This window comes from Candidatus Palibaumannia cicadellinicola (assembly GCF_002855795.1).
Lineage (GTDB): Bacteria > Pseudomonadota > Gammaproteobacteria > Enterobacterales > Enterobacteriaceae > Baumannia > Baumannia cicadellinicola_C.
In genome coordinates, this window is record NZ_NJPO01000132.1 from 1 (window position 1) to 2,782 (window position 2,782).

2 protein-coding genes are annotated in these 2,782 nt (G+C 38.9%); both read right to left on the minus strand.

Annotated elements, in window-relative coordinates; all coding sequences use genetic code 11:
* On the minus strand, positions 1–98 hold a 98-nt coding region (locus CEX73_RS03500), incomplete at its 3' end, for a hypothetical protein (protein WP_369007856.1).
* Entirely contained in the window at positions 95–2,692 is a 2,598-nt protein-coding gene (topA, locus tag CEX73_RS02505) for a type I DNA topoisomerase (protein ID WP_101627019.1), read from the minus strand. The genes CEX73_RS03500 and topA, both read right to left, overlap by 4 nt.
* Between the last annotated feature and the right edge of the window lie 90 nt (positions 2,693–2,782).

A 2,782-nucleotide genomic window follows, 5' to 3' on the forward strand; every position in this document is an offset into this window, starting at 1 on the left:
TCGACAAAGAAAGCCGTCCAGCCGGTAGCCTTACCATCTTTTTCTGATGAAACATATTGCTGAAGACCGTGATAAAGCTGATAGCTTGAGTTTACTATCTATCAGGCTCACTAATAATCTTTTGTTTTACCTGCCAATGTCCGTCGACAAAGAAAGCCGTCCAGCCGGTAGCCTTACCATCTTTTTCTGATGAAACATATTGCTGTTTAGTTTTGCGGCTGAAGCGTACTAAAGTCTTATTACCATCCGCATCTTGCGCAGGCGCATCCGCCAGGTAAAGGAGTCTATTTGGTAGCCTATTTTTAAATTGAACTAATTCTTCGACTAGCGGTGCGCGAGTTTCGCGCACATTTGGGAAAGTATGAGCTGCTAAGAATACTCCGGTGGCACCATGACGTAACATAAAATAGGCATCAGAATGATTACACGGTAGCTCTGGTAGCGCTACTGGATCAATCTTCGGTGGTGCTATATCACCGTTACGCAATATCTTTCTAGTATTTTTGCATTGATCATTTATACAAGCTACATATTTACCGAAACGTCCTAGTTTTATGTGCATATCAGCACCACACTTTTCGCACTCAGGACCATGATAACTTTTGAGACAAAATTTACCTTGTTCTATATCATAACTATCGCATAAAGGATTGCTACCGCATACATGTAATTTAGAATTATTATCTATTAGGTAGCTATCCATTATGTTCCCACATTTGATGCAACGACGGCGTACACGAGGTACATTAGTATCCGTCTTATCGCTCTCTAATATCTTAAATGATTCTGATTCAGATATCAGGTTAATCGTTTTTTTACAACGGTCTTTCGGTGGTAGTGCGTAACCAGAACAACTAAGAAAAACTCCAGTACTAGCGGTACGAATACCCATTTCTCGTCCACAAATAGGACAGTATATGTTCGTCATGATCATATAATTAGGCTGCATACCCCCTTCTGCTGGATCTTTCTCAGCTTTTTCGAGTTGCTGAATTAATTTAACGAAGAAAGTATCAAGCACACTCTTCCACTCTTGCTGATTATTGGCTACTTTATCGAGAGTATCTTCCATATTAGCTGTGAAATCATAATTTATTAGTTCACTAAAATTTTCTTCTAAACGGTCAGTGACGATCTCTCCCATTTTTTCTGCGTAAAAACGCCTATTTTCTATCTTGACATAGCCACGATCTTGAATAGAAGAGATAATAGACATATATGTGGACGGTCGGCCAATACGAAGTTTTTCTAGCTTTTTTACAAGTGAAGCTTCACTGTAACGTGCTGGCGGCTTAGTAAAATGTTTAGTTGGAATCAATTCTTGTAGAGTTAGTACCTGACCAACTTCCAATGAAGGTAAAATGGGATCTACATTTGTCTTACACAAAACAGGCATCACTTTAGTCCAACCATCACAACGTAGTGTGCGTCCGCGAGCACATAGCTCGAAATCACCCGCTGCTACGGTCAATATTGTGGAGTCATACTGCGCTGGTATCATCTGGCAGGCAACAAATTGCATCCAGATTAATTGATAAAGTTTTCGCGCTTCTTCTTCCATATTTTTTAGTTGTTTAGCTTGCGTATTAATATCGGACGGACGAATGGCTTCATGTGCTTCTAGTGTCTGATTTTTGCTGACGTACTGATTTGGTTTATTAGGGAGATATTCATGACCAAAAATATCTTTGATATAGCTGCGAACCATATTAAGCGCATCTTTACTCACTTGAGTAGAATCGGTACGAATATAAGTAATATGTCCAGCTTCATATAGCCGCTGGGCAAGCATCATTGTTCTCTTGACTCCGTAATTTAAACTGGTACTAGCAGCTTGTTGTAGGGTGGAGGTTATAAAAGGCGCCCCAGGATTACTACTGATTATTTTATCTTCCCGCTCACAGATCAAATAATTTGCTCTCTGAAGTAGAGGAATGGCAGCTTGGATCTGTGTGTAATTAATAGGCTTGAATTTTTTATGATGCTGGTGTGTTACCTGCATAGTTAGTGGTGCTCCATTATGTGCCTGCAGATTAGCATGTAGCTCCCAATATTCTTCTGGTAAAAACTTCTTAATTTTACGTTCACGTTCGACTATAAGTCTGACAGCAACAGACTGTACCCGTCCAGCAGATAAGCCACGAGCGATCCTTTTCCATAATAAAGGAGAAACCATATAGCCCACCATACGATCCATGAAGCGCCGCGCTTGCTGTGCGTGAACACGATATAGATTAAGCTTTCCAGGTTTGTTAAAAGCTTGGGTTATAGTATGATAAGTAATTTCGTTAAAGACTATCCTGCTGAATCTATTCTGATCACCGCCTATTACTTCCCTAATATGCCATGCTATGGCTTCCCCTTCACGGTCAAGGTCTGTAGCTAGATAAATATGTTCAGCTTGTTCGGCGATAGCTTTTAACTCATTAACTATTTTTTCTTTACCAGGTAAAATTTCATAGTGAGCTAACCAGTTATGATAAGGATCGATACCCATACTATTTACCAGTGCACTCTGCTGGTTTTTGTTACCTGTTTTTAGTGTTATTGCGCTTTTTTTACGAGCAGAATAATTGATTGGTAAATCACGAATATGACCAATGCTAGACTTAACTATATAGTTATGACCTAAATATTTATTAATTGTTTTTGCTTTTGCTGGAGATTCTACAATAACCAGAGCTTTGCCCATTTTATCTTGACTCGTATTATTTTTTCTGTAGTTCAAAATATTGTCATTAATATTCTTAACTACAGAAAAAATAATACGAGCAGAAAAAAT

Coding starts and splice junctions, on each gene's coding strand:
- topA (WP_101627019.1), bottom strand. CDS start 2,692: ATGGGCAAAGCTCTGGTTATTGTAGAATCTCCAGCAAAAGCAAAAACA.